This is a genomic window from Spirosoma areae (assembly GCF_054781775.1).
Window position 1 is genome coordinate 183,639 of sequence record NZ_BAAGTT010000002.1, and the last position, 21,906, is coordinate 205,544.

Annotated in this window: 19 protein-coding genes; 10 read left to right on the forward strand and 9 right to left on the reverse strand. The window is 50.1% G+C overall.

Annotated elements, in window-relative coordinates; genetic code table 11:
* Positions 1-91 precede the first annotated feature (91 nt).
* From ACYVI1_RS01695 to ACYVI1_RS01710, 4 genes are all read left to right on the forward strand, one after another.
* On the forward strand, positions 92-853 hold the full coding sequence (locus ACYVI1_RS01695) for a glycosyltransferase family 2 protein (RefSeq protein WP_460906039.1): 762 nt from the start codon (positions 92-94) through the stop codon (positions 851-853).
* A 76-nt stretch (positions 854-929) separates the two neighbouring features.
* Positions 930-2,321 (forward strand): protoporphyrinogen/coproporphyrinogen oxidase, encoded by a 1,392-nt coding sequence (locus ACYVI1_RS01700; protein ID WP_460906041.1) that lies wholly within the window; start codon positions 930-932, stop codon positions 2,319-2,321.
* A gap of 32 nt (positions 2,322-2,353) precedes the next feature.
* On the forward strand, positions 2,354-5,071 hold the full coding sequence (locus ACYVI1_RS01705; protein ID WP_460906043.1) for a hypothetical protein: 2,718 nt from the start codon (positions 2,354-2,356) through the stop codon (positions 5,069-5,071).
* A gap of 72 nt (positions 5,072-5,143) precedes the next feature.
* Entirely contained in the window at positions 5,144-6,145 is a 1,002-nt protein-coding gene (locus tag ACYVI1_RS01710) for a hypothetical protein (RefSeq protein ID WP_460906045.1), read from the forward strand.
* An 84-nt stretch (positions 6,146-6,229) separates the two neighbouring features.
* Here the strand turns inward: ACYVI1_RS01710 and ACYVI1_RS01715 are convergent, their stop codons facing one another.
* Both ACYVI1_RS01715 and ACYVI1_RS01720 read right to left on the reverse strand, forming a co-directional pair.
* Entirely contained in the window at positions 6,230-6,922 is a 693-nt protein-coding gene (locus tag ACYVI1_RS01715; protein ID WP_460906047.1) for a LytR/AlgR family response regulator transcription factor, read from the reverse strand.
* Positions 6,915-7,970, reverse strand: a complete 1,056-nt coding sequence (locus ACYVI1_RS01720; protein WP_460906049.1) for a sensor histidine kinase — start codon at positions 7,968-7,970, stop codon at positions 6,915-6,917. The genes ACYVI1_RS01715 and ACYVI1_RS01720 overlap by 8 nt, the downstream gene beginning before the upstream one ends.
* 268 nt (positions 7,971-8,238) lie before the next feature.
* Between ACYVI1_RS01720 and ACYVI1_RS01725 the strand changes: the two genes are divergently transcribed.
* Positions 8,239-9,594, forward strand: a complete 1,356-nt coding sequence (locus ACYVI1_RS01725) for a phosphatase PAP2 family protein (RefSeq protein WP_460906051.1) — start codon at positions 8,239-8,241, stop codon at positions 9,592-9,594.
* A 58-nt stretch (positions 9,595-9,652) separates the two neighbouring features.
* On the opposite strand, the gene ACYVI1_RS01730 is transcribed toward ACYVI1_RS01725, so the two are convergent.
* Both ACYVI1_RS01730 and ACYVI1_RS01735 read right to left on the reverse strand, forming a co-directional pair.
* Entirely contained in the window at positions 9,653-9,883 is a 231-nt protein-coding gene (locus tag ACYVI1_RS01730) for a hypothetical protein (RefSeq protein ID WP_460906053.1), read from the reverse strand.
* A 257-nt stretch (positions 9,884-10,140) separates the two neighbouring features.
* The gene (locus ACYVI1_RS01735; protein WP_460906055.1) at positions 10,141-11,238 is read right to left on the reverse strand and encodes a Gfo/Idh/MocA family protein; all 1,098 of its coding nucleotides are present in this window, start codon (positions 11,236-11,238) and stop codon (positions 10,141-10,143) included.
* A 177-nt stretch (positions 11,239-11,415) separates the two neighbouring features.
* Between ACYVI1_RS01735 and ACYVI1_RS01740 the strand changes: the two genes are divergently transcribed.
* Positions 11,416-12,288: a carbon-nitrogen hydrolase gene (locus tag ACYVI1_RS01740; RefSeq protein ID WP_460906057.1), complete on the forward strand. Its 873-nt coding sequence runs from the start codon at positions 11,416-11,418 to the stop codon at positions 12,286-12,288.
* Between the two features lie 37 nt (positions 12,289-12,325).
* Here the strand turns inward: ACYVI1_RS01740 and ACYVI1_RS01745 are convergent, their stop codons facing one another.
* Positions 12,326-12,940 (reverse strand): hypothetical protein, encoded by a 615-nt coding sequence (locus ACYVI1_RS01745; protein WP_460906058.1) that lies wholly within the window; start codon positions 12,938-12,940, stop codon positions 12,326-12,328.
* 128 nt (positions 12,941-13,068) lie between these two features.
* Here ACYVI1_RS01745 and ACYVI1_RS01750 point away from each other — a divergent pair, with 128 nt between their 5' ends.
* From ACYVI1_RS01750 to ACYVI1_RS01760, 3 genes are all read left to right on the forward strand, one after another.
* Positions 13,069-14,691 carry a hypothetical protein gene (locus ACYVI1_RS01750; RefSeq protein WP_460906060.1) on the forward strand — a complete coding sequence of 541 codons (1,623 nt, stop codon included), beginning with the start codon at positions 13,069-13,071 and terminating at the stop codon, positions 14,689-14,691.
* A 63-nt stretch (positions 14,692-14,754) separates the two neighbouring features.
* Complete coding sequence (locus tag ACYVI1_RS01755) at positions 14,755-15,714, forward strand: ROK family protein (protein WP_460906062.1); 960 nt, start codon at positions 14,755-14,757, stop codon at positions 15,712-15,714.
* 104 nt (positions 15,715-15,818) lie between these two features.
* Positions 15,819-16,376, forward strand: coding sequence for a D-sedoheptulose-7-phosphate isomerase (locus ACYVI1_RS01760; RefSeq protein ID WP_460906064.1), 558 nt, complete (start codon positions 15,819-15,821; stop codon positions 16,374-16,376).
* A gap of 211 nt (positions 16,377-16,587) precedes the next feature.
* Here the strand turns inward: ACYVI1_RS01760 and ACYVI1_RS01765 are convergent, their stop codons facing one another.
* The gene (locus ACYVI1_RS01765; protein ID WP_460906066.1) at positions 16,588-17,295 is read right to left on the reverse strand and encodes a sulfite oxidase-like oxidoreductase; all 708 of its coding nucleotides are present in this window, start codon (positions 17,293-17,295) and stop codon (positions 16,588-16,590) included.
* A gap of 131 nt (positions 17,296-17,426) precedes the next feature.
* Here ACYVI1_RS01765 and ACYVI1_RS01770 point away from each other — a divergent pair, with 131 nt between their 5' ends.
* Positions 17,427-18,005: a Uma2 family endonuclease gene (locus ACYVI1_RS01770; RefSeq protein WP_460906068.1), complete on the forward strand. Its 579-nt coding sequence runs from the start codon at positions 17,427-17,429 to the stop codon at positions 18,003-18,005.
* 84 nt (positions 18,006-18,089) lie between these two features.
* Here the strand turns inward: ACYVI1_RS01770 and ACYVI1_RS01775 are convergent, their stop codons facing one another.
* The 3 genes from ACYVI1_RS01775 to ACYVI1_RS01785 form a co-directional block, all read right to left on the reverse strand.
* On the reverse strand, positions 18,090-18,662 hold the full coding sequence (locus tag ACYVI1_RS01775; protein WP_460906070.1) for a TMEM175 family protein: 573 nt from the start codon (positions 18,660-18,662) through the stop codon (positions 18,090-18,092).
* A 24-nt stretch (positions 18,663-18,686) separates the two neighbouring features.
* Positions 18,687-19,760: a prephenate dehydratase gene (gene pheA, locus ACYVI1_RS01780; RefSeq protein ID WP_460906072.1), complete on the reverse strand. Its 1,074-nt coding sequence runs from the start codon at positions 19,758-19,760 to the stop codon at positions 18,687-18,689.
* Between the two features lie 110 nt (positions 19,761-19,870).
* On the reverse strand, positions 19,871-21,769 hold the full coding sequence (locus ACYVI1_RS01785; protein ID WP_460906074.1) for a DNA topoisomerase IV subunit B: 1,899 nt from the start codon (positions 21,767-21,769) through the stop codon (positions 19,871-19,873).
* Positions 21,770-21,906 lie beyond the last annotated feature (137 nt).

A 21,906-nucleotide genomic window follows, 5' to 3' on the forward strand; every position in this document is an offset into this window, starting at 1 on the left:
GGCAGTCGATTAGATGAATGGCGCACTTGTTCATTTTTCATCTGTCAACGATCTGCATTATCCATTAATCGTTATTCATTAGTAATACCTTATGAGTCTACTGCTGTCAATTGTCATGCCGGCTTACAACGAAGAAGAGGTTATTGAAACTGTTGTTAAGCAGTGGACCGATTTGTTGACCCGCCAGTTTCCTACTGAAAACACCCGTCTGATTGTTGTCAATGATGGCTCACGCGATAAGACGGGAGCCATTCTGGATCAGATCAAGAATCGCTACCCGAAATTGATGGTGGTGCATCAGCCCAACGGGGGTCATGGCAATGCCGTTGTCAATGGCTACCGGCAGGCCGTCGCGCTGGATTCCGACTATGTTTTTCAGACCGATAGCGATGACCAGTTCATTGCCGATGATTTTGGTAAACTATGGGCTAAACGCAACGAGTCGCCGTTTATTCTGGGCTACCGCGAAGAGCGATACGATGCTCCGGCGCGGTTGATTATCACCCGGATTCTGCGGCTTAGCATTGCGTTCATCTACGGAACCTATATCATGGACAGCAATATTCCGTTCCGGCTGATTGGGGGAACGTTCCTTAAAAAATTGCTGGCGCAACTGCCCACGCCAACCCCCTTCGCCCCCAATATTTTCCTGGCGGTTATGGCCAAAAAAGCGGGTTTCAACACGTTCGATATTCCCATCACGCACAAGGAACGGGTTACGGGTACGGTTTCTATTCTGAAATGGAAATTACTGAAAGTGTGTATCCAGAGTTTTAAAGAGCTGGCTCAGTTTCGCTTTGAGCTGGGGAGCAAGGTTAAAGCACTCAAAACACCTGAGCCGGTAACCGCTTAAAAAAAGCCCCCAACCCCCGAAGGGGCTTTACTCTACGTTAAAAATAGCCCCCTTCGGGGGTCGGGGGCTTTGACTGATGAACTATAAATACGTTATCATTGGCTCTGGCCCGACGGGTCTGGGAGCCGCATACCGCCTGAAAGAGTTAGGTATCACCGACTTTATTGTTTTAGAGAAAGAGAATCGCATTGGGGGATTGTCTAAAAGTTTTGTGGATGACAAGGGGTTTACCTGGGATGTGGGTGGGCATGTGCAGTTTTCGCATTACAACTACTTCGATGACCTGATGCTCAAAGCTCTGGGCGAAGATGGCTGGCTCAGTCACCAGCGCGAATCGTGGGTATGGATCGAAAACCGATTTGTTCCCTATCCATTCCAGAACAACATCAAATACCTCACGCCCGAAACGATGTGGAAGTGCCTCGAAGGCATTATTCACAACTATAAGTTTCCGACCAACCAGAAGCCCGCCAACTTCCGCGAGTGGATTCTGGCTACCTTCGGGTCGGGCCTGGCCGAAACGTTTATGTTTCCCTATAACTTCAAAGTCTGGGCCTATCCGCCCGAGGACATGAACGCCGTTTGGGTGGGCGAACGCGTGGCGGTCACTGACTTACAACGGGTTACAAAAAACATCATCTTCAATACGGACGATTTTTCGTGGGGCCCCAATAGTACGTTTAAATTCCCAAAACATGGCGGCACGGGCGGCATCTGGGAGTCGGTCGGCGACCTGGTTGGCCGCGAGTACATCAAACTAAATGCGACGGTCGAGAGCGTTGTTGGGCCGGAAAAGAAGATTGTTCTGGCCAACGGCGACGAAATTCAGTACGAGTATTTGCTGAATACCATGCCCCTCGATCTGTTTACGCAACGGGTGGAAGGACTCAGCCCTGAAACGGTTCAGACCGCGCAGGGCCTGAAGCATTCCTCAACCAACGTGGTCGGTATCGGGTTGAAAGGCAAGCCCAAAGAAAGTCTGAAAACAATGTGCTGGATGTATTTTCCGGAATACAACAGCCCCTATTACCGCGTAACGGTATTCTCGAATTACAGTCCGAATAACGTTCCCGACATCAGTCAGAACTGGTCGTTAATGACCGAAACGAGTGAATCGTCGGTTAAGCCGGTAAATCGGGAAACGCTGATCGACGACACCATTCGCGCCCTGATTGACGACCAGCTCATCGACTCCGCCGACGATGTGCTTTCGACCTTTCACATGGCCTTCGACTACGGCTATCCAACACCGTCGGTGGAGCGGGATGGCATTCTGAAAGCGGTTCTGCCCAGGCTGGAGCCGTTCGGTATTTATTCGCGGGGGCGGTTCGGTGCCTGGAAATACGAGGTCAGCAACCAGGATCACTCGCTGATGCAGGGGGTTGAATGGGCGAACCGCGTAGCGGCCAATGTTCCCGAAGTAACGATGCCCTTCCCTGAAACCGCGAATGCGATGTGGGGGAAATAAAAATAGTAAGTTAGCGAGTAGTAACTTATTACATGAAAAAACGTCTCTGGATTGGCATTGGTGCGGTGGTTGTGCTGCTTGGTGGCTGGTTTGGCTATCGACAGTTGGTCCCCGAAGAACGTACCGTTGGAAAGCTGATTCCGCCGGGCGCTCTACTGATGCTGGCCAGTGACCGTTTGCAGGATACCCTTTCAGCCCGGACGCTGCGAACCCAAATGTCGCTGCGGCAGGTGCCCGTCTTCGATGAAGCCCGTCAGCGACTCGACCGGTTTCTGTATGCTACTACCGATACGGCCACCGTACTGCGGTTTATATCCGGTCGGAATGTACGGTACTCCCTGCACAAGATTTCAACGACAACCCTTGATTTTGTTTTCTACATTCCGATTTCCGATACCGATCAGCCCTTCCTGAACCAGCTAACCAACCCCAACCCCCGGCAGTATCGAATTCTGAACCATACCTTTTCAGGCGAAAAAATTCTGGACCTGGTATCCAGAGCCAATGAACCCATTGGATCGTTCATTTTGACAGATGGTTTTCTGGTGGGCAGCGTGTCAGGAATTTTGATTGAGAACGTTGCCAAACGGATGCACCAGTCGTTGAAACTGGCGCAGTCGGAGCCTGATTTTCAGGGAGATTCGGAACACCTGGCAGGGTTATTGATAAGGCCCGAAGTGCTCCAGTCACTGTTCAGTAATGTCGGGTCGCTGGTGCGGCTGTTTTTGCCCGAAGAAATAAACCTGCAATTCCGGCAATCCGCTTCTCAGTCTCATCTGATCGGATACGCCGTCGATAAAATTGGCGGTCGGCGCGATGTTGCCGCCTTATTTGCCAGCCAGACACCCCAGCGCATTCAACATGCCAATCTGATTCCGCAAACAACGGCTACCCTCTACCACATTGGCATCAGCGACCCTGCCCGGTTTGGGAGTTCACTGAGCCGGTTGCTGGGTTCGGCCTCCAGCGATTTCCTGCGCGATCGATTTAGTCAGATTGAACCAGCTACCAAAGCGCTCTACCAGTCGTTGGGCAGTGATTTGCTGCTCTGCCGATTAGAATCGCCAACGGGTGCGCCCCGTCAGGTATTGATTCTGACCACGCAGAATGGAAAACAGGTAACCAATGCCTATCAGCAGGCAGCTTATCGGGCGGGTGCCAGAACGGCCAATCCGCCGAAGGATTTTCTGGGGCATAAGCTCCTGCTGCTTAACATCCCCGAACTACCGGCGTCTTTATTCAGCAGCCTGTTTTTGGGCTTTCCGCAAAGCTGGATAACCCAGCACGGTTCGTCGCTTATTGTGGCCAACAGCGAAGATGCCCTTCAGGATTATCTACAGCAACTTCAGCGGGGATCGGTCTGGACGGCCGATGAACGCCAGGCCGAACTACTGACAACGACCCTTCGCCCTGCCAATTTCACCGCCTTTGTCCGGCTGAATCGGGCGCAGACGATGGTGCCTGAAACCTGGCCCCTCGCCTGGCAAAACCTGCTCGCCCAACCCGACCCAATAACGGGTAGCCCGGCCCTGGCCAATCTGGAAAACATGGCGTATCAGGCCAGCTACGGTAACGAAAACATTCAGTCTACCGTTGTCCTGGGTCGCACGACGAACCGGGCCAGCGGGGCCATTCTTAATAAATTACTCCTGCAAAAGAAAACGGAGTTCAACGCCCCGTTGATTTCGTCCCCCATCGTAACGGGCAACCTGAGCGATAAATCAGCCCAGTTTTACGCCCAGAATAACGCCGGGCAATTCGTGCTGGTAACGCCCGAAGGCGACAAACTGGTGCAAAACAACACCGACGGCCCCATTCGCAGCAATGCGCTGGGCGTCGACTTTCTGAACAATGGCCGGTTGCAATACCTGTTCATGACCGACCGGACGCTGTACATTGCTGATCCGGTACGAATCAAGAAAGAAGTAGCGCTTCAGGCAATTCCCCTGCCCAAAGGCATCGATGCATCGTATCTGGCCCGGCCACGCGGCAGTCAGCAACGGAATCTGGTGGCGTTGGTGGCTCACCATGACGGGCATATCTACGCACTCGACCGCCAGCGCCGGACGTTTGTCCGGGTAATGACGGCCCCCCACAAAGGCGCCCTGCAGTTGCCTTTTCAAGTGTTGGTTACGCCGGGGGGTATGAATGTGCTGGCGATTCAGGCTGATGGCACGCTGAACTACTGGCGGGAAAATGGCACGCAATACCCGCACTTCCCTACCCGAATCGAGCGAATAAACGAAGAAGAGCCTGAAGTTCGGTTTGCAGGTCCCGCTCTACTACCGGCTGGCCGTTCAGCGATCCAGACCATTACGGATGCCGGTCAACTGCTAACGTTAACGACAAACGGGCTGATTGCCAAACGGACTCAACTCTACAGCCCCGTCCGTAACGGCTCATTCGGACTTTTTCCCGATGAAGATCAAACCAACTGGCTGCTGCTGCTAACGACCGACACTGAGGTAACTGTGCTGGACCAGCAGGGGCAGCGCCGGTTCGATGTACGGGCGCTGCAATCGGGCCGCAATAATGTCCGCTATCACCGGCTTGGCGCGGGTATTGAGCTAATTAGCGTTAAGTCAGGTGGTTTTACAACCCTTTATGATTTGAATGGCCATATCATTGGCGACCATCCTATTCCAAGCGACTTTCCGGTGGCGCTGCAATTCAATGAGCGCACCAATGAGTTATATATTCTGAGTGGCGCTCAACAGGCCGTTCAGTTATTTAGTATTCGACTTAGATAGCATGGGGCAGGGCGCATGGGGCAGGGTTAGCCTCGCCCTGTTCCGCGCTCCAGGCTCTATGCTTTTATACACATGCGTTTTCTTCGTTATGTAGGTTTAGCCATTGCGCTCGTTCTCTGGGGTGGTGGCTTGTCAGGTACGGTATCGCACTGGCTCTATGAAGCGGGTGTTATTGCTGACGATTATCGGTTTGGCGACCTGTACCGGCTTTCGGCGCTGGCGCCGTTTAAACTGGCGCAGCCCGTTTGTTCGCCCGCTAATCGGGCGAGCGATACCGCATCGACACATCTTTACCTGATTGGCGACAGTTTTACGGAACCACAACGGTTGAGCCAGTCCGACTTTCGAGTCAGTCATTTTCAGCGGGTTGCGTGGGACAATCAACAGCGAATCCAGCTTGACTCCACCAAACGAAATGTGTTGTTGCTTGAATCCGTCGAGCGGCACTTTCGCGAGCATTTTGCCCGGCCTGTTCACGAATTTGTTGTCGCAGCCGATACGAACCAGGTGCCCACAAAACGACCTACCTTAGTTCAGCGATTCCGCAAAGAGGTTCACCGAACCGATATTGAAGAGCGGCTGGAGTCGACTCTGTTCAGCCACGACTGGGCGTTTTGGTTTAAAGAACTCAAAGCGACATTGACGTTAGACTGGTTCGAGCGGGAAAATGCCAGCGTCAGTCTGTCGAAAAATCGGCAACACCTCTTTCTGCACAGCGATACCGACACAGCCAACGTCCTGAATTCATCGTTTTCCCGCCTGACCGATCGTGAAGTCAATGCGCTGGCAGATAGCGTCAACGCCGTAGCCCGTCAATACCGGCAGCTTGGTTTTGATGACGTTTATCTGTCCATCATTCCCAACAAAGCGAGCATTCTGGAAACAAACCGGAGCGACTATAATCACCTCATCGAGCGGATTGAGGATAATCCCCGGCTGCGGGTGCCCCCGATCAAAACGCATGAAGTGTACAAACAGGCGACACCTTCACCCTATCTGAAAAGCGATACGCACTGGAACTGCGAAGGCCGGGAATTATGGCTGAATGCGGTGCGGGCGAAGATTCGGATTTAATCAGGCTAAATATGTTTCTGCCTCACCAAAGCCGGACGAGTCGATACAATTCTGTTAGAAAGAGGGAGGGGTTGCCATCAACCGCTACAAGTTTTCTATACAATCTTTATAGCCCCTGCCAATAGGAATAGATACGCCATTGACCTCAACTAATTCGGCGGTGTAGGAGTCAATTCTGCTTATTGAAACGATAAAAGACCGGTGAATTCGTTTAAAAAGAGTTGCCGGCAATAATTCCTCAATTTCATGCGTACTCATTTTCGACAGATATTCCTGTTTTATCGTAACGATCTTAATATACTCCCGTTGGCTTTCGATATAAACAATCTCTGAGAACAAAATCTTTACCTTCTTTTTTTGCACACTTAGAAATATAAAATCTTTTACCTCCGGGCTTTCATTCGGTTGCTGTTTTTCACTTTGTGCTGTTTTTACTTTATTTACGGCTAATAGAAACCGCTCAAAATCAATTGGTTTTAATAGATAATCGGTTACGTTCAGATTAAAGCCTTCAACTGCGTATTGATGATAAGCGGTTGTCATAATTACCGCAGGTGGCTGGTTAAGTGTTTTTAAAAACGCTACACCTTTTAATTTAGGCAGATGAATATCTAAAAAAATAAGGTCGACAGGAGTATCCCGCAGATAGTCAATTGCCAGAATGGCATCTTTGAATGTTTCCTGTAATTCCAGGAATGGTACCTGAGAAATATAATCCGATAAAATTTTTACAGCCAATGGCTCATCTTCTATTATGATGCATTTAAGGTTAGACATGGCTTGCAAGATTAATGTTTAGCGTAGCTGTGAAGACAGATTCGCCTTGTTGAACAGATAGGTTGTAATCTGTGTAGAGCAATTCTAATTGCCGTCTCAGGTTAGAAAGACCAATATTTTCTTTAACATTCCGTTCCTCAGGATAGTCTTCCGTAGAATTTTTCACAAAAAAATGTAACTGCTGCTGATCAGCCGAGAGGTGAATATCGACAAAGGGTTGATTTCTTGTTTCAGAAACACCATGTTTGAACGCATTTTCAACTAATGGAATCAGTAACAGGGGCGGTAAGGGTTGCTTCATATCGTCAATGTCATAGTTAAAATTGACCTGTAACGAGTCGTCGTAACGCAATTTTTCAAGGGCAATATAATCACTGATAATTTTCAGTTCCTGTTCTATGGCTATATACGCCCCACCGGTTTCATAGAGCATAAAGCGCAGGAGTTGAGACAGGCGTAAAATTGATTCTGGAGCTAAGTCGGACTTATCTCTTGCTAATGAATAAATATTATTTAATGTGTTGAATAAAAAGTGCGGGTTTGTTTGTGACTTCAGATAGTTTAATTCGGCTTCCTGTTTTTCAATACGTAGCTGTTGTGTATCTTGTTTTAATTTTCTATAATCATAAATATGGCTTATTATTCCAAAAAAGAAAAGAGCCATTACACCACCCTGCGTTTGATAAGCGACAGCATGTGATAGGGATGTATCTATTCTGAAAGGCATATAAATATGTAGCTGAATACCCAGTTGTCTCCAGGCATACAAGCCATAAGAAATGAACATCATGTGTATCCAAAGTAGAAAAAGGCCGATAATGATGTTGAAAAAGAGGTATTTTCTCTTCTTAAGTATAAAGGGCCAGGTGTACTCAAACAAGATAAAATTAACAGCAACGAGATAAACGTTCCGCCAAACTTCATTTGGCACTCTTAAAAGAAATGTCTTCGTATCATTTACAAGGTATGTAAACAGCCACAATAATGTCCAGCCTAACCCAATCCATAAATACAATTGAAACCTTGCTTTGTCGATTGATAACTTCATCCTGCTAGTTATATGATAAATTCCGACAAATCATCCGCCTTAAATGCTGTAAACTACAGAGTTATCCTTATCGTCAATAAATAACCGAAAAAAGTCAATCAATAATCGCTGCTCTGTATTCGTCTATAGGCATACGTCATACTTGTTTACCCATTTTTTTCGATGATGGGCTTAATGATGTTGTTTGTTTACCCTAATCCGCTGTTTATTGATGCCTGCTTTCCCTGCTTTCATTAATTAGATAGTCTTGCATAAAAAAACGCAGTTTATGCAAAAGACATTACTCCTCTTCGTGGCCACACTATTCGTGGCCACTCACCTGCAGGCCCAGGTGGAACCTGCGGCTGGCAACTGGAAAACCTGGTTTATCCCGTCAGGCAAGGCCTATCGTTTACCACCACCCTCTTCCTACAAAGAGGAAATTGCCCAGGTGCTTACCCGGCAACAAAACCTGGACTCTACTACCCTGCAGCAGATCATCTATTGGAATGCAGGCGCACCCAGTTACCGCTGGCAGGACATGATAAATAAATTATGGATGACGGATACCTCCACTAACGGTGCCCTGGCAAACATGTTGCTGAACGTAGCCACCTACGATGCTACCGTTGCCGCCTGGGATACCAAATATGCCTATAAACGGCCCCGTCCTTTTGCTGCGGATAGCCGGGTAAAGGCTTATGTACTGAAACCCGATAGCCCTTCCTATCCCTGCGAGCATGCTGTAGCGGCTGGCGTGGCAGCCACCCTCATCGCGCATTTTTATCCTTCCCTGGCAGATTCTGTCAATCGCATGGCACAACGGGTTATGGCATCACGGATTGCAGCCGGTGCGGCCTTTCCCAGCGATACCCGTGCGGGCTTTGATCTGGGCAAACGGATTGCCCAAAAAGAGATCGCGTACACGAAAGATTTTGCGCCTAAAACGGCATGGGATGGAAAGATGCCGGAAGGCCCGGGATTTTGGAAAGGGAAAAAACCCATGTTCCCGCTTGCAGGCCGTAGTAAAACCGTAGTGCTGGATAGCAGCAGCCAGTTTCGTCCGGGTCCACCACCTGACTTTACCAAAGAAATGGAGGAACTCAGGAAATTTAAACCGACGTTTCGCTCCACGGCCAACGCATTTTATTTTGCCAGCCAATGGGAGGATGTACTCAGCAAAAAGATGTTCGAGTATAATCTTCACCTGAACCCACCACGGGCAGCCCGGCTATATGCCATCGGGGCGATTGGCTACTATGACGGCTTTGTAGCCTGCTTCGATGCGAAGTACGCCTACTGGGGCATCCGCCCGGATCAGTTCGATACAACCTACCGACCGGTTTTGTTTTTCACCCCACCCTTCCCCGGCTATCCTTCGGGCCATGCCATGTCGGGTGGTGTAATGGCCGGGCTGTATTCGTATTTCTTTCCGGCAGAAAAAGCCTACTTCGAGAAAAGAGCAAAGGATGGGGCCGAATCCCGCTTTCAGGGTGGTATTCATTTCCGCACCGACAATGAGGTAGGTCTGCAATTGGGCCGAAAGGTAGCGGCAGCTATAATTAAGAAAGTCAGGACAGATGGGGCCGACGATGAGTTACTAGTAGCCGAGCGAAAAAAGACAGCCCTCAAAGCCAATAAATAAGGGGGTGTCTAAAACCGATCTCTGTTAGTCGATTATAGCCTAAACTCACGTAGCTTGGTCAGGCCAGATACGGCAAATATGGCTCTAATTTATCCGTATCGCGGAAGGCCGTAACCTGATGCAGGTTATTGTTGTAGGCGTCGTAACGCAGTTCGACGTAGAAATCCCGCAGGTTGTAGAGCAGAAAAATGTTCTCTCCCTCGTAGCGGTTGGCGAGAATGTCGCCCGAAAAGTAGAGCGTGTCGAGTTGCTGATCGGCGGGGAGTTGGGTGAAATCGGCGGGTTGCATGGGCAGGCTGGGTTGGCAGGCGAAGTACGCAAAAATCGGGCGACCCGCCAAACGCCCCGCCCGACTTTATATAGCACAACTCAAATAGTTTATCGTATAGGTAAAATAGAAAAATGTTTCAAGTTTCAGATTATGAGTTCATTGATATTGGCAATAACCCTATAAAAAGAGTGTCTTTGTCGGAATGACAAAGACACTCTTTTTTATGACTTCTACTTCTGTGTAGATAGTATCGAAACTCTACCCAAATTAAACCATCAACCAATTTTCACTTCTTTACCCGATTTAGCGGCTGCGTAAATAGCTTCCACGATTTTAATGTCGCGCAGCCCTTCTTCGCCCGGCACCAGCATTGGCTTCTTGTTCAGGATGGCTTCAGCATCGTCGTCCATCTGCCTGGTTTGCTGCCAGGGCACTTCATATGGATGCTCAATGGTTCCGCCACCGCTGAAACTTCCTTTTTGCCCGTTATAGGCCGAGTAGGGTTCCATCCGCAATTTTCCTTTCGAGCCGGTAACGTCTAAGAAATTCATGTTCATGCCGTAGCTGGTTTGCAGGGCCGCCCGCGCTCCGCTGGGAAATACAAGCTGGATCATCGAGGTTTCGTCGAGACCGTTTTTATAGACGTCGGGACGGCTGGTGTACTGCTGGGCGGTTACCGAAACAGGCTCCTCGCCCGTTGCCAGCCGTGCGCCCTGCAACACATACACGCCCATGTCGTACATGACTCCTCCGCCCATTTCTTTTTTCTGTTTCCAGTGGGTTGTCCGGCTATCGTAATACCCGGCGGCACAACTGACCATCAGTATTTTACCGATTTTCCCTTCACGTAATACCTTGATGTATTCCTGTGTATTGGGTTCATGATGCAGTCGGTAGCCAACCGCCAGAGAAACTTTATTCTTCGCGCAGGCATCAATCATGTTCTGGCATTCCTTCGCCGTAACGGCCATCGGTTTTTCAACCCAGACGTGCTTACCCGCTTTAGCTGCCCGCACCACATATTCCTCGTGCATGGATGGTGGCAACACGACATATACCACGTCGATATCAGGGTTATTGGCAATCTGGTCGAAGGTCTGGTAGGTATAGATGTTCTTGTCGGGGATGTTATACTGCTTCTTCCATTTTTCGGCCTTTTCGGGCGTGCCGGTTACAATACCGGCTAAATAGCAGTTTTTAGTTTTTTGGAGCGCCGGAGCCAGCAAATCGGTGCTGTAGTACCCCAGCCCGACTAAGGCCACCCCGAGCCGGTCTTTAGCGGGGCGGGTGGCCGCCCAAAGGGCATTGGGTGAAATAGTTACGGCTGCGGAGGTGAGGGCGGTTGTCTGGAGGAAGGTTCTGCGCGTTGTCATGAAAGAGTTTAAAGAGTTAGAGGTTTAACATTTCATGTTCCAAGTTAGGGTAACTTACTCAAACATCGAACCTAAAACCTGAAACTTTAACCGCTGAACTCCTTCTTCTGAACCCGCCCGGCACGCTTTTTTGTTAAACGTGGGGGCTGTTCATACAGAAGGCCTTACTTTTGTTCCATGTCTAAGAACGTTAACATCGGTTTGGTTCAGATGAGTTGTTCGGCAGATGTCGGGACCAATGTTCAGAAAGCCATAAACGGCATCCGCGAAGCGGCTCAAAACGGCGCTCAGATTGTTTGTCTGCAGGAATTGTTCACCTCGCTCTACTTCTGCGATGTCGAAGATCATCATAATTTCAGCTTAGCCGAAGCCATTCCCGGCCCCACCACCGACCGGTTGGGGAAGGTGGCAAGTGAACTGGGCGTTGTGATTGTGGCTTCGCTGTTTGAGAAACGGGCGCATGGACTCTATCATAACACCACTGCCGTGCTGGATGCCGACGGATCCTATCTGGGTAAATACCGCAAGATGCACATCCCCGACGATCCGGGCTATTACGAGAAATTTTATTTCACCCCCGGCGACCTCGGCTACAAGGTTTTCGACACCAAATTTGCCCGCATCGGTGTGCTCATCTGCTGGGACCAATGGTATCCCGAAGCGGCCCGCATCACGGCCCTGATGGGCGCTGAAATTCTCTTTTACCCAACGGCCATTGGCTGGGACACCACCGAGCCAGACCCGAAGCAGAACGAGGAGCAATACAACGCCTGGCAAACCATCCAGCGCAGTCACGCCATCGCCAATGGGGTTCATGTGGTGGCGGTCAACCGGGTTGGCGAGGAAAACGGGCAGCAGTTCTGGGGTGGCTCATTCGTATCCAATCCGTTTGGGTCGCTGCTTTATCTGGCCCCGCACGACCAGGAGGTGGTTCACGTTCAGCCGGTTGATCTGGCCCTGTCCGAAAAATACCGCACCACCTGGCCCTACTTCCGCGACCGGCGTATCGACTCCTACCAGCCGATTACGAAGCGGTACATCGACGAATAACTGCTTTGCCAGGTGGAGTCAGGTTTACTCAATTGGTTCATTTATTCTCGGCAATCAATTGCCGAACCCGGTTTTCAATGCCTTGAGGAAACTCCCGTCCGTGTCGTTTTTCATCGTTGACATACACTAAGCATTGCTTGGGGTTTAGTTTGAACACGCCTTCATACTTAGCAAACCAGTCAAGGAGATGCTCCCAAAGCACCTCGACGTCAGAGCGCACCTCTTTGGCCATTGATGTGTCGCGAAGATTCAGTTTGTCAATAGTAAGTTGTCTAAGATCGTCCTGTAGATGTTTGTTAATCGTATACATAGCCGTTTCTGTTTGCCCGCGAATGAGTTGAAATTTCTCGCGTTGATCTTTGTTCATGCCATCGAATTGGCTTTCAAATTCTTCATTGTATCCCCGTACAATAACCCCAGGCGAAACCGGTTTTACAAAGGTTTGGTAAAGCTGATCGCGCCGGACGATCTGAGCTTCGAATATGCGTTTAGCTTCGTTTAAATGCTCCAGAAACGTTTCCAGTTTTGCCATTTGTTCTGTACGCTGTTTACTGGCCTCCTTTCGTTTAGTCCAAAGCAGTCCAGCTACGAAACTAATGAATGCTATCAGCAGACCCGTAATCAGATCACTTTTGTCGAGATACTGGTCCATAGTAGTTTAAGGAAATTTTAGGATAGAATTTTCCAAAGACGCGTTGATTACCCATTCATCAATGAATATAGTTTAAAATTGAAACGTTAATTGTTTATAGTTAGTAACCGGTAATCTTCTGTTCGCAAATGGCAAAAAAACTTATGATCCTGCCCGTTTTTGCCCTGAGCGGTTTGCTGCTCGGCAGTACATACTTCTGGCCTTCCGCCCCACCCGACCCCGTTGCCGTGTCGTTGGCAGGCTCACTACAGGCCCAGACACCCCTGGCGCCAACACCCCGCGCCCGCTTTAGTCCCAGCACGCGCAAAGGGTACTACAGCTTAGATGTGGTGGGCGACTTTAGTCTCCCTCCTACCAAGACGATTACGTTCTGCGGAGCCGGGCGAAACCTGCATGTGCAGCAGGACCGGACCAAGATTTTCCGGCGCGGCTTTTCGGCGGTTGATCAGAGCCGGATGGTAACGGGCGTAGAAATCTGGAAAGACGGGCTTCCAAAAAATAACTGGAAAAGTACACTCCAGCCTGGTCAGCGATCGGTCATTCTTTATCAGGCCTATTTTCGGGATGCGTTCGGGCTGGCCTGGGCACAAAACAGCGACAAAGCGGTCGAAACAATTTATCGTTCCGTTCCCGCCAAAGGCGACGCATCGGCCCGCGTGAACCGAAACACCCTGTTTCAGGCCTCATCGGAGTTAAGCGGTCAATGTCTGGGCTTCGGCGACTGTCCGTCGGGCGGCATGAAGAGTACCTACGGCTTCATTTTCTTAGATATCGAAAATGACGGAGCCAGCATGGGGCAACGCCAGGAGCAGGCGAACCTCTACACCTACATGATTAAAACCATTAAGGAAAGTGCCAGCCCTCAAACGCAGGTAGGCTCCATTGCGCCCATTCCGCACAACAGTGTGGGGTATTCAAGGGCCGACGATTACAGAGCCACGGCCGACTGGCTCTGGACAATGCCCGCCCGACAGACGACCACCAGCCGCCAACGGGGTATGTCCGACGACATCGTGGGCAAATCGTTTGGCAATTACGCTGATTTTCAAATGCCGGGGACCTATTATGCGTATCCTGACTTCGACTATTCGGCTCCCCATGCGGGCAACGGCGACCGTCACTGGCTGGCGGCCTTGTTGAGCGAGCAGGAAGTAAACATGAACTTGTCGCCCAAAAAGCGGATTGCCTGGCAATGGCTCTTCAATACGCAGAGTGAACTACCCAACAGCGGTAAAGCCGAACACCCGGCCCCGCCCGTCGTGGCCGAAGGCATGGGTATCTTTTATTGGTTTACGGGTGCCTATGGGGTCTTATTCTGGGATGACCATCTTGATCTCACCCCCGACCAGCCCTCCCCTGCCGACCCCAGCCAGAGAGGATTAGGCAACGACCGGAACTACGCCTGTTATGAGCATTACGTGCATGGGCTATGGCGGCTGTTTAAACACCACGGCGACCTGTTCAACGGCCGGGAAACGTACCTGAATGAGGCCACTGAGTGCTCTTACGATGGGGGAGAAACCTGGTATAAATACAATGCCAATCAGATTAAAACCCGTAATTTACCGTTTGTGCGGGCTATTGTCAGTGGCAATCAGATTCTGGTAGCGGCTACCAAAGCCTATGCGAAACCCACACAAACCACCCAGGTCAGGCTGCGTTATGTGCAGAATGGCTATTCGTTTTATACGACGATTTCCCTGAAAGGCGATGAGATTTATCTCGGACGGGCCACTATGAATCAATTATAATCGTGTTTAGCGGGTGGTGATTAGTTAGCTACACTACCCACTAAACACCACCCACTAAACAGGATGAACCTTGGTATTGAAATTGGCGGAACTAAGCTACAATTGATTACGGGCGATATGACCGGCCAGATTACCCACCGATTTCGGTATACCGTCGCTGCTGAGCAAGGAGCCGATGGAATTTTAGCCCAAATGGCGGCCACCATCCGGCAACTTCCAGAGCTGCCTCAGGCTATAGGCGTAGGCTTTGGTGGGCCGGTCGACTGGCAAACCGGGCGCATTGCCGCATCGCACCAAATTGGTGGATGGGCTGGATTTGAACTGGCCAACTGGCTTCGGGAGCAGGTTCCCGGAACGTTAGTACGGGTTGAAAACGACGCCAACGTGGCCGCTCTGGGCGAGGCACGCCAGGGTGTGGCAACGGGTTTCAGGCACGTTTTTTACGTTACCCTCGGTAGTGGCGTTGGTGGAGGCATGGTCGTTGATGGACAACTCTATCACGGCGTATCTCCCGGCGAAGCTGAAATAGGACATCTTTGGCTTGTGCCGCCCACGGAGTCCGGCGAATCTACACCCGGCACCTCCATGCCAGGACAAACCATCGAGCAGACGGTATCGGGCTGGGCGGTTGATCAGCAGATTCGTGACCTGCTTCCGCAATTACCCGATGATTCGGCCCTAAAAATAGCGGTGCAACAGGCGCATGCCGCTGGTAGTGTTGGGCGGGAGGCCCGTTTTTTGCATCAGGCCTATGAAGCCAGCGACCCAATCGCCCGGATGTTGGTCGAACAAATTGGGTCTGTGGTTGCACTGGGCCTTTCGCACGTTGTTCATCTGTTTCATCCCGATGCCCTTGTTATCGGCGGGGGCCTTTCGCTGATTGGCGAACCATTACGGGCGGCTATCCGGCAGGCATTACCCCGCTTTGTTATGAAATCATTTCACCCCCCCTTAGTGCTGCTGTCTAAACTTGGTGAGGATGCAGTACCCATTGGGGCATTGGAACTAATGAATAACAGATAATGAAGCCTGTAAGCTATGGGTGCTAAGCCTGGTATAGATTTCCTTATTAATCACCAATTATTCGTTTTCCATTATTCATTTCTCATTGTCCACTTGGAATGCTTATGAACCAAACCTACTTCCAGAACTACATCGACCGGCAAAAAGCAACCTACGATGCCATCCCGACCGAGCGGGTCGAGCACCTGATTAAACTGATTAAAAAATGTTGGGAGGATGATCGGCAGTTATTCGCTTTTGGCAATGGGGGCAGCGCGTCGAATGTGTCGCATTTTATTACCGACCTCGGCAAAAGTGCGTCAGACCGCATGGGGAAACGCTTCCGGTGCCTGTCACTGAACGAAAATGTAGCGTGGATTACCGCCCTCGGCAACGACTATGCCTACGAAGACGTATACCTTCGGCAACTTCAGAACTATGCCCGCCCCGGCGACTTGGTTTTAACGCTCAGTGTCAGCGGCAATTCGCCCAATGTTGTTAAGGCAGTGCAGTGGGCCAACGACAATGACCTGACAACCATTGCCCTTGTTGGCGGCAAACGGGGCCAGTTGGCCGACCTGGCCCACGAATCCATCGTGATTCAGGATGAACATTATGGCCGGGTCGAAGATGCCCAAATGACCATCTGCCATATGTTGTGTTATGGATTCATCGAATCTTAAAAAAGGGCCATATAGGTGTAAAGTCATAAAGTTGTATAGTTGGCTGACGCATTCTTAAGTAATCACGCAGAATTAAGCTCAACTTTGACAAATCGGACCGCCGAAGCGGCTGGTAACTCTAATTGCTTGATTGACAGAGTTATCAGCCGCTTCGGCGGTCCGATTTGTCAAAGTTTTTTGCACACTTACTTAACTTTACAACTGTATAACTTTAGGAGTACCGATCATTTCGCCAGGGGTAGGCGGTATTGGAATAGCCACGCTCTTCCCAGAAACCGAGTTGATTTTTAGTTAAAAATTCAATCCGTTTGATCCACTTCGACCCTTTCCAGGCGTAAAGCTGCGGGGTAATCATGCGGAGCGGACCACCATGTTCACGGGGCAGCGGCTGCCCGTCGGCCGTATGAACCAGCAGCACATCGGGCTTAAGGGCCTCTTCGAGCGACACGTTCGTTGAATAGCCGTCGTAACCGTAACACATCACATGGGTGGCCGTGCCTTTGGGATCAACCAAAGCCGCGAGGTCCATAAACCGAACGCCCACCCAGGGAATATTCAGCCGCGACCAGGTCGTAACGCAGTGAAAATCACTGGTGTCTTCCACCTGCGGCAACGCCATCAAATCATCCCATTTCAGCCGGATGGGGTTATTCACCTCACCGTCGATAGCGAGTTGCCATTTATCGAGCGGAATGTTTGGCTGGTAGCCCAAATCCAGCACGGGCCATTTTGTGGTCACGGTTTGCCCAACCGGAACGGCAGGCATTCCATGCCGATTGGGTGGGCCGGAACCGCGCGGCTTCTCCGGTCCGTCGATATGGTCGGACATGGAGGGGGTTTGCGCCATCTTATCCTCAAACCGGCGTTTGAGCTTCATCCGGGCGTCGATAATTCTATCGGTCTTTTCGTTAGCGTCCATAAATTTGATAAACACCGGGCTTTAGACCAGTGCCATACTTTGGTATCACTTGTACCGGATTTCGGTTCAGCGGTCAGTCAGTAAACTATGAATTGAAATGCGTAGTTTTACAAAAACGAAATTTGCGTGTCATGGTAGCCGAAAAAGTGTATATCTCCCCCGATGTGTACCTCCGCCAGGAACGGGAAGCCGAATTTAAAAGTGAGTACATTGACGGAGAGATTATTCCTATGGCCGGAGCATCCACAAACCACAATTTAATTAAAGAAAACGCAGCCATTTATATTGGCTTTCATATACGAGGTAAAGGTTGCCGCAGTATGTCGAGCGATCAGCGTGTGCATGTGCCAACTGATTCGCTTTATGCCTATCCGGATATTGTCGTTGTTTGTGGGCCAAATCAGTATCACGGCGAAGTGCATGATACACTTACCAACCCAATGCTGATCGTTGAAGTTCTCTCACCCGGCACGGCTGGTTACGACCGGGGCGACAAATTTGCCCACTACCGTCACTCGCCGACGTTTACCGAATATTTGCTAATTGATTCAGAGAAAATCAGAACTGAGGTATACCGAAAGCACGAGCAGGGCTATTGGTTCTTAGCCTCCGAAGCCGACAAACTCAGCGAAGCTATCGAATTAGCCAGCATTGGCCTATCGCTCCCAATGACCGCTATTTATGCCGAAACAGAAGGGATTCTGCGTTAAGAGTTATCAACTTTGACAAAGCTGATAGCCATAACTGACCGATTAACAGAGTTATCAGCTTTGTCAAAGTTTTTTACAAAAAATTTACAACGCCCGTTCAAGATTTCTATCGGGTATGAGCCAGATACTGGATTGAACAAAGAACAAAATGCCCGAAATGACAGGATGCACAAATGCCATTGGTATGGCCAGCAGGCAGGCCAGCGCCGAGATAATTACTTTTAGATTTTGTTTTCGGATGGCAATTCGCACCGGCGCGTCAGGAGGGGTAATTTTCAGAATCTGTTGCTGCAGGATTCCATAGGCAATGCCAGTCAGTAGCGAAATGATGGCATACAGGACAATTGTATTCGGCGCGAACGTATTTTCCCCCATCCAGCCGGTAGCAAGGGGCAGCAACGATAACCAAAACAACAAATTCAGGTTGGCCATTAAAATCCCTGAATTCACGGTTTTCAGCGTTTGTAACAAGTGATGATGATTCCCCCAGTAAATTCCTACAAACAGAAAGCTTAGTATATAACTCAGAAAGATGGGCAGCAGTGGTTTCAGTGCCCCCCATTCGGCACTTTGGGGTATACGGATAGCCAGCACCATAATGGTGATAATAATGGCCAGTACACCATCGCTGAAGGCTTCCAGTCTTGCTTTGTTCATGTCGATAGCTGTGTACCGGACGCTTCAGGAAACGCGCACATAACTCCCCAATAATTTGACCTCAGCCGCGTGGTGATTCAGAACTTCCTGTAAATCGGGGTCGCTGGCGTGTCCCTCGCACTCGAGCAGAAACCAGTACCGAAACGTTGCTCCTTCGCGGAGCGGTCGGCTCTCTATTTTTGTCAGGTTAATACGCCGGGCGTTGAACTCCTGCAAAAACTCGGCCAGCACACCCGGCGATTCGGTGTTGGGCAGGCGGGCAATGAGCGTGGTTTTATCGTGGCCACTGGGCTGATTCACGAAGTCTTTGGCCAGAATCAGAAAGCGGGTCCGGTTGAGGTCGCTGTCTTCGATGTTATCGAACAGGATTGGCACATTGAACAACTTGGCCGCAATGTTGGAGCACAAAGCCGCCGTGTTGGGCTGCTGAGCAGCCAGTTTAGCCGCTTTCGAGGTCGATTCAACCGGCACCATTTCAGCTTTCAGGCCATCGAAGGAGTCATTCAAAAATCGGCTGCATTGCCGAAAGGCAATATCTTTGGAGTAAATATGCGTGATATCGGCTAAGTTTTCGGCCTTTGTTGCAAACGTGAAATGCACCGGAATCTGGGCCTCGGCCGCAATCTTCAGGTCTTTTTCGAGCAGCAGATCGATGGCTTCGCTCACCACGCCTTCCTGATTGTTTTCAATCGGCACAACCCCAAACCGGACCCGCCCCGTTTCGACACTCTCGAACACCGACCGGATGGTTGGCAAGGCCATGTAGGCACTCATTGCCCCAAAACGACTTTCGGCGGCCTGGTGCGTAAAACTGCCCTCCGGCCCCAGATAGGCCACCCGTTCGGGCAGTTCGAGGTTGCGCGAGACGGCAAAAATTTCCAGGAAGATCGCTTCAATGGCCGACCGGTTCAGCAGGCCGCTGTTCTGCTCATGCAGCCGGTCCAGAATTTGTTTTTCGCGTTCGGGTCGGTAAATAACCGCGTTGGTTGAGCGTTTGAGTTCACCCACCCGGCGCACCAGTTCCATGCGCTGATTAAGCAGCGTCAGGAGTTGATCGTCGAGGGCGTCGATGTTGTCACGGAGGGATTCTAAGGTCATGCTGCAAAAATGTACAATGGATAATGAATAATGAACAATAGCCGGAAAATTATATCCAATCTATCTACCAACATTATTCATTATCCATTACGCATTATTCATTACTCTGGCTACACCAACGCCACTTCGTCGATATCTTTCTCGATGCGGAGGTTGTCGATGATAAACCGCTGGCGGTCGGGGGTGTTTTTGCCCATGTAGTAACTCAGCAGTTTTGGCACCGACGTTTCTTTTTCCATAATGACCGGTTCCAGCCGCATGTTTTCGCCGATGAACAGGCCAAACTCTTCGGGCGAAATTTCTCCCAGCCCTTTAAATCGGGTGATTTCGACCTTCTTGCCGCCCTTCGTCAGTTTACCCATGGCCTTCTGCTTTTCCTCTTCCGAATAGCAGTAGGTCGTTTCTTTGTGGTTTTTCGGATTGCGAACCCGGAACAGGGGCGTTTCGAGAATGTACAGGTGCCCGTTGCGAACCAGGTCGGGGAAAAATTGCAGAAAAAAGGTGAGCATCAGCAACCGGATGTGCATTCCGTCGACATCGGCGTCGGTGGCAATCACAATCCGGTTGTAGCGCAGACCATCCAGGCCATCTTCAATGTCCAGCGCATGTTGCAGCAGGTTGAACTCCTCGTTTTCATACACCACTTTTTTAGTCAGGCCGAAGCAGTTAAGTGGCTTTCCGCGCAGGCTGAACACCGCCTGCGACTGCACATTTCGGGATTTGGTGATGGAGCCGCTGGCCGAATCGCCCTCGGTAATGAAAAGCGTTGATTGATAGCGATCTTCCGCTTTCAGATCGGGCAGGTGATTGCGGCAGTCGCGCAGTTTTTTGTTGTGCAGACTTGCCTTTTTGGCACGATCATTGGCTAATTTCTTGATACCGGCGAGTTCCTTGCGTTCCCGCTCCGACTGTTCGATGCGCTTCTTGAGCGCATCGCGAACGGCGGGATTTTGGTGCAGGAAATTGTCTAATCGTTCTTTCACAAAATCCTTAACAAAGGAACTGACCGATTGCGCGTTGGGTTCGGGGGCCATGTTCTGCGAGCCAAGCTTTGTTTTGGTCTGCGATTCAAATACCGGTTCCTGCACCCGAATGCTGATGGCCGCAATGATGGACGAACGGATGTCAGATACCTCATAATTCTTGTCGAAGTGTTTGCGGATTGTTTCGACAACGGCTTCCTTGAGGGCATTGAGGTGTGTGCCGCCCTGAGTGGTATATTGCCCGTTCACAAACGAATAATATTCCTCGCCATACTGATTGCCGTGCGTCATGGCAATTTCGAGGTCATTACCCCTTAGGTGAATGATGGGGTAGCGCAGCGAATCCTCATCTTTTTTTGTCTTATCCCGCAGCAGGTCGAGCAGGCCATTTTGTGAGATATATTTCTGCTTATTGAAAACAAGGGTCAGGCCAGCGTTGAGGTAGCAGTAGTTCCAGATCATGTTTTCCAGAAACTGCGGAATGAAATGAAAATGCTTAAATACCGTGTCGTCCGGCTCGAAACAGATCAGAGTACCATTGCGTTCGGAGGTCACTTCGTCGCCTTTCTGGCGGAGTTCGCCCCGTTCGAATTCGGCCCATACGCTGCGGCCATCCCGAAACGACTGTACACGGAAATAGCTGGAAAGAGCGTTAACGGCTTTAGTACCAACCCCGTTCAGGCCAACCGATTTCTGAAAAGCGCCCGAATCATATTTACCACCGGTATTAATTTTGGAAACAACCTCGATAACTTTGCCGAGAGGAATACCCCGCCCAAAGTCGCGAACTTCAACGCGGTGGTCGGTCACCCGAACTTCGATGGTTTTGCCGAAGCCCATAACGTATTCATCGATGCAATTATCAATGGTTTCTTTAAGCAGCACATAAATACCATCGTCAGCAGCGGACCCATCGCCCAGTTTGCCAATGTACATACCCGGCCGGAGCCGGATGTGCTCGCGCCAATCGAGCGAGCGGATACTGTCTTCGTTGTATTGAACTGACTGATTCAGTAATTCTGCCATGTAGGGTTATTACGATTAAACTAAACGGATAGAGCAACAGTCTAACGAAGCCAACTTAAACGAACATCGGAAAAATCATACCCAGTATGTTGAGTGCGGGAAATGTTGGCGTACAAGACGAAACTGTTTATAATCCA

Excerpts from the sequence above, each read along its gene's own strand:
- ACYVI1_RS01715 (WP_460906047.1), bottom strand. The coding sequence starts at position 6,922 with ATGTCTAACCTTAAATGCATCATAATAGAAGATGAGCCATTGGCTGTA.
- ACYVI1_RS01770 (WP_460906068.1), top strand. The coding sequence starts at position 17,427 with ATGGTAGCCGAAAAAGTGTATATCTCCCCCGATGTGTACCTCCGCCAG.
- ACYVI1_RS01760 (WP_460906064.1), top strand. The coding sequence starts at position 15,819 with ATGAACCAAACCTACTTCCAGAACTACATCGACCGGCAAAAAGCAACC.
- ACYVI1_RS01710 (WP_460906045.1), top strand. The coding sequence starts at position 5,144 with ATGCGTTTTCTTCGTTATGTAGGTTTAGCCATTGCGCTCGTTCTCTGG.
- pheA (WP_460906072.1), bottom strand. The coding sequence starts at position 19,760 with ATGACCTTAGAATCCCTCCGTGACAACATCGACGCCCTCGACGATCAA.
- ACYVI1_RS01755 (WP_460906062.1), top strand. The coding sequence starts at position 14,755 with ATGAACCTTGGTATTGAAATTGGCGGAACTAAGCTACAATTGATTACG.
- ACYVI1_RS01730 (WP_460906053.1), bottom strand. The coding sequence starts at position 9,883 with ATGCAACCCGCCGATTTCACCCAACTCCCCGCCGATCAGCAACTCGAC.
- ACYVI1_RS01750 (WP_460906060.1), top strand. The coding sequence starts at position 13,069 with ATGGCAAAAAAACTTATGATCCTGCCCGTTTTTGCCCTGAGCGGTTTG.
- ACYVI1_RS01745 (WP_460906058.1), bottom strand. The coding sequence starts at position 12,940 with ATGGACCAGTATCTCGACAAAAGTGATCTGATTACGGGTCTGCTGATA.
- ACYVI1_RS01775 (WP_460906070.1), bottom strand. The coding sequence starts at position 18,662 with ATGAACAAAGCAAGACTGGAAGCCTTCAGCGATGGTGTACTGGCCATT.
- ACYVI1_RS01785 (WP_460906074.1), bottom strand. The coding sequence starts at position 21,769 with ATGGCAGAATTACTGAATCAGTCAGTTCAATACAACGAAGACAGTATC.
- ACYVI1_RS01740 (WP_460906057.1), top strand. The coding sequence starts at position 11,416 with ATGTCTAAGAACGTTAACATCGGTTTGGTTCAGATGAGTTGTTCGGCA.
- ACYVI1_RS01700 (WP_460906041.1), top strand. The coding sequence starts at position 930 with ATGAACTATAAATACGTTATCATTGGCTCTGGCCCGACGGGTCTGGGA.
- ACYVI1_RS01720 (WP_460906049.1), bottom strand. The coding sequence starts at position 7,970 with ATGAAGTTATCAATCGACAAAGCAAGGTTTCAATTGTATTTATGGATT.
- ACYVI1_RS01725 (WP_460906051.1), top strand. The coding sequence starts at position 8,239 with ATGCAAAAGACATTACTCCTCTTCGTGGCCACACTATTCGTGGCCACT.
- ACYVI1_RS01695 (WP_460906039.1), top strand. The coding sequence starts at position 92 with ATGAGTCTACTGCTGTCAATTGTCATGCCGGCTTACAACGAAGAAGAG.
- ACYVI1_RS01705 (WP_460906043.1), top strand. The coding sequence starts at position 2,354 with ATGAAAAAACGTCTCTGGATTGGCATTGGTGCGGTGGTTGTGCTGCTT.
- ACYVI1_RS01765 (WP_460906066.1), bottom strand. The coding sequence starts at position 17,295 with ATGGACGCTAACGAAAAGACCGATAGAATTATCGACGCCCGGATGAAG.
- ACYVI1_RS01735 (WP_460906055.1), bottom strand. The coding sequence starts at position 11,238 with ATGACAACGCGCAGAACCTTCCTCCAGACAACCGCCCTCACCTCCGCA.